This window comes from Mycobacterium sp. TH-M11, assembly GCF_057473725.1.
In genome coordinates, this window is record NZ_JBYCLD010000238.1 from 1 (window position 1) to 4,223 (window position 4,223).

At 61.8% G+C, this 4,223-nt stretch carries 4 protein-coding genes; 2 read left to right on the plus strand and 2 right to left on the minus strand.

What is annotated here, in order from left to right; genetic code table 11:
• Positions 1–65: 65 nt before the first annotated feature.
• Together rpe and AC2VOG_RS10000 are read right to left on the minus strand one after the other, a co-directional pair.
• A complete protein-coding gene (rpe, locus tag AC2VOG_RS09995) occupies positions 66–746 on the minus strand; it encodes a ribulose-phosphate 3-epimerase (RefSeq protein ID WP_220695264.1) in 681 nt (226 codons plus the stop codon).
• A 309-nt stretch (positions 747–1,055) separates the two neighbouring features.
• The gene (locus AC2VOG_RS10000) at positions 1,056–1,673 is read right to left on the minus strand and encodes a TetR/AcrR family transcriptional regulator (RefSeq protein WP_067972353.1); all 618 of its coding nucleotides are present in this window, start codon (positions 1,671–1,673) and stop codon (positions 1,056–1,058) included.
• Positions 1,674–1,894: 221 nt separating this feature from the next.
• On the opposite strand from AC2VOG_RS10000, the gene AC2VOG_RS10005 reads away from it, so the two are divergent.
• Both AC2VOG_RS10005 and AC2VOG_RS10010 read left to right on the plus strand, forming a co-directional pair.
• The gene (locus AC2VOG_RS10005) at positions 1,895–2,341 is read left to right on the plus strand and encodes an MmpS family transport accessory protein (RefSeq protein ID WP_275564538.1); all 447 of its coding nucleotides are present in this window, start codon (positions 1,895–1,897) and stop codon (positions 2,339–2,341) included.
• On the plus strand, positions 2,338–4,223 hold a 1,886-nt coding region (locus AC2VOG_RS10010), incomplete at its 3' end, for an MMPL/RND family transporter (RefSeq protein ID WP_486939746.1). The genes AC2VOG_RS10005 and AC2VOG_RS10010, both read left to right, overlap by 4 nt.

The following is a 4,223-nucleotide window of genomic DNA, read 5'->3' on the forward strand; positions in this document are numbered from 1 at the left end:
CTGACTAGATAAATCCGATCCTCAACGCATGGGACGCCGACGGCTGGTGGTCGCAGGCGCGATGCTCAATTGTGTTTCATCCCGGCGGCCGCCGCCTCGCGCAGCGCCGCAACGCGGTCGGCCATCGTGCCCGGCCCGTTGAACAACGCCGAGCCTGCGCAGAAGACTGTTGCGCCGGCGCGTGCGGCGGCCCCGATCGTCGCGGCGTTGATTCCGCCGTCTACCTCCAGCTCGACTTCCAAACCGCGGCGGTCGATTTCGGCGCGGGCCGCGGCGATCTTTGGTTCCATCGCCGCTAGATACTGCTGGCCGCCGAAGCCCGGGGCGACCGTCATCACCAGTAGTAGGTCGGACAAGTGCAGCACGTTTGTCACCGCCTGCATCGGTGTGGCGGGATTCAGTGCGACACCGGCCCGCGCGCCCAGATCGCGAATCGCAGAAAGTGTGTGAGGTAGGTGCCGAGTCGACTCGGCGTGCACGATAACGATCTCGCAACCTGCTTCGACCCATCTCGGCAGCATCGGGTCTGGATCGTCGACCATCAGGTGCGCTTCAAAGCCGAGGCCCACATGCCTGCGACTGGCGGCGATAACGTCGGGCCCGAATGTCAAGTTGGGCACGAATCGGCCGTCCATCACGTCCCATTGGATCCGGTCGACGCCCGCCTTCTCCAGTTGCTTGACTTGCTGGCCGAGTTCTGAAAAGTCCGCTGGCAGAACAGAGGCGACGAGTATCGGTGTGCGCATTCATCCCACCTCCCGGTCACCAGCAGTGCTGGGACTGATTCACACCTTGGATCGGTGCGGGGTCTCGCGTCGGTCTGTCGATGGTGAGGACTTGGACCGCGCCCAGTGCACGCTGCGGCTACCGGGTCAGGTGATGCGCCGCCAGGTCGGTCAAAACCGCTGCGGGATGGACAAACTCCAGCCTTGCGATGGTGACCGCGGCGTTGGCGACGGCGTCCAGCAGTGGCCGGCACCGAGCGTCTGCGGGATGAGTCGGCCGGGACGCGGGCGGCGGGCGGGTTCCCGGTGAAAAAAGGCCACCACCGGTGCTCAGCGGACGCCACCGTGCGCGGGAGTGGCTGGCTTCAACGCGAGGCGCAGCAAAGGAGTGTAGAGGCGGATTAATTCATCATGCGTCATAGAGCAGACCGGTTCGAGATGCAGGATGTAGCGCGTCACGACTAGGCCCGCGATCTGCCCGCAGAAGGCGGCGGCCCGTTTGTGGGCGTCTGCTCCGCCTATCCGGGTTGCGACCTTGTCGATCATTTCCCGTTCCACCATCTCCTTCACCAGACTTGCCAGCGCCGCGTCGTGGGCGGCACCGGCTATCAACGCGCGCAGCGGCGCGCCGCTATCAGGCTCTTCCCACAGTGCAAGTAGTCCTTGCAAGGTGCGCTGGGCAAATGTGGCGGGATCGCCCTCGGCGGCAACTCGGTCGATGACGTCGGCGGGGTTGGCCGACAAGGCGAGGGCTTCGCTGATCAGCCCTCTCTTCGCGCCGAAGTGGTAACTGATCAGGGCGAGGTCAACACCCGCCTCGGCGGCGACGGATCGTAGGGTGACGGCCTGATATCCGCCCTCCAGGAACCGTCGGCGGGCCACGTTGAGGATCTGGTTGCGAGTATCGGGTTTGCCGGCTCTGCGTCCCCGAGGGCCCGAAGAATTCATTACAGTTGATATTCTATGCCGACCCGGTCATTGTGTTGGTGTTCGCACCACACGAAAGGTTTTCGTCTTCGTGCCCAGCAGCACTTCACCCGACCAGACTCGGGGCCCTACGCTGCATGAGGGAGCCGTCCTGGAGATCACCCTTCCCGCGGTGGGCACCGTTGGTCGCGGCGATGGCCTCGCGAGAGCGATGGTGCGACTCGTCATCGAAAGGCTAACGGGTGAAGGGATTTTCAGCTAGCGCCCTGGTCAGACGAGGGTGGATGCTGCTGGTCGCCGTGGTCGTCGTCGCGGTTGCGGGGTTCAGCATCTACCGGTTGCACGGTGTCTTCGGCTCGCACAACCAGGCTTCGGCCGGCAGCGGCATCTCGAATGAGATCGTCGCCTTCAATCCTAAGGAAGTGGTCCTTGAGGTCTTTGGCGCGCCCGGGACCGTGGCGACCATCAACTACCTGGATGTCAATGCTCAGCCGCAGAAGGCCCTCAACATGACGCTGCCGTGGTCGTACTCGATAAGGACGACTCAGCCCGCGGTCTTCGCCAACGTGGTGGCGCAGGGTGACAGCGATTCCATCGGCTGTCGCATCACCGTCAACGGTGTGGTCAAAGACGAAAGGACGGTCACCAAGGTGAACGCCTATACCTTCTGCCTGGACAAGTCGTCATGAGCGACCATCGCGTGCGGCGGCCCTTCTTGGCGCATACCATCCGTCGGCTTTCGGTACCGATTCTGCTGCTCTGGGTGGGCATCGCTGTCGTGACGAGTGTTGCGGTCCCGCGATTGGAGGAGGTCGGAAAGGAACAGAATGTGCCGCTGACTCCCGCAGATGCGCCATCGATGCAGGCGATGAGACATATTGGCCGAGTGTTCCACGAGTATCACTACGACAGTGCGGCCATGATCGTCCTGGAAGGCGATAAGCCCCTCGGTGATGACGCCCACCGGTTCTACGACACGCTCGTGCACAGGCTCTCACAGGACACCAAGCATGTGGAGCACGTCCAAGACTTCTGGGGAGATCCGCTGACAGCGGCGGGCGTGCAAAGCGCAGACGGCAAAGCGGCCTATGTTCAACTGTATCTTGTCGGCAATCAAGGCGACGCTCGTGCGAACGAGTCCGTCATGGCTGTTCGCGATGTTGTTGAACACACGCAGCGACCGAAGGACGTCAAGGTATATGTAACCGGCGCGGCCCCGCTCATGGCGGATCAGTTGAACGTGGGCGGCAAAGGAACCATAAAGGTCACCCTGATAACTCTGCTGGTGATCGCGACGATGTTGCTATTTGTGTACCGTTCTGTGGTCACCATGATCCTGGTGCTTCTCACGGTGCTTATCGAGTTGGCCTCGGCTCGCGGAATTGTCGCGTTTCTTGGAAACTCCGGGATCATCGGACTTTCGGTGTACGCGACTAATCTGCTCACGTTGTTGGTCATCGCCGCTGGAACGGATTATGCGATATTTGTGCTCGGCCGTTATCACGAGGCGCGGCTGGCCGGGCAGGATCGGGAAACGGCCTTCTACACCATGTATTACGGGACCGCCCACGTCGTTTTGGGCTCGGGCCTGACCGTCGGCGGCGCGCTGTTAAGCCTGGTTTTTACCCGGCTGCCTTATTTTCACAGCCTCGGAGTTCCCTCCGCGCTAGGCATCTTTGTTGGGCTTTTGGGTGCGCTCACCTTGGCCCCCGCCGTGCTTACCGTGGGCAGTCGTTTCGGTCTCCTTGAGCCCAAACGCACGATGAGAACTCGGCTATGGCGGCGGATCGGCACGTCCATCGTGCGTTGGCCCGGACCTATTCTTACCGCGACGTGTGCATTAGCCCTCATCGGGCTGCTCGCCCTACCGTCGTACAAGACAAGTTATGACGTTCGGCCCTATATTCCCGCCACCGCCCCGGCCAATATCGGCTACGCGGCCGCCGAGCGGCATTTTTCTCCGGCTCGGCTGAATCCCGAAATGCTGATGATCGAGGCGGATCATGACATGCGTAATACGGCCGACATGATCATCCTGGACAGGGTGGCCAGAGCCGTCTTGCACCTCCCCGGTATCGCGGGGGTGCAGACCATAACCAGGCCGTTGGGAACGCCCATCGACCATAGCTCGATACCGTTTCAGGTCAGCATGCAAAGCGTCGGCCAGGTCTTGAACCTGACATATCAGCAAGACCGCGCGGGCGACCTGCTCAGGCAGGCCGACGAGCTGGGGAAAACGATCGACATCTTGAAACAGCAGTATGCGCTGCAGCAGGAGCTCGCCGCGGTGACCCACGAGCAGACCGAAAGTACTCATGAAACGGCCGCCACATTGAGCGCTTTGCGAGATAAGCTCGCGAATTTCGACGATTTCCTTCGGCCCATCCGCAGTTATTTCTACTGGGAACGGCATTGCTACGATATCCCCAGTTGCGCTGCGTTCAGGTCCGTCTTTGACGCGCTCGACGGTCTGGACCGGCTCAGCGGCCAGCTGCAAAGCCTCGCCGAAACTCTGGCCAAGCTGGATGCGATCCAGCCGAAACTGGTGGCGCTGATACCCGACCAGATCGA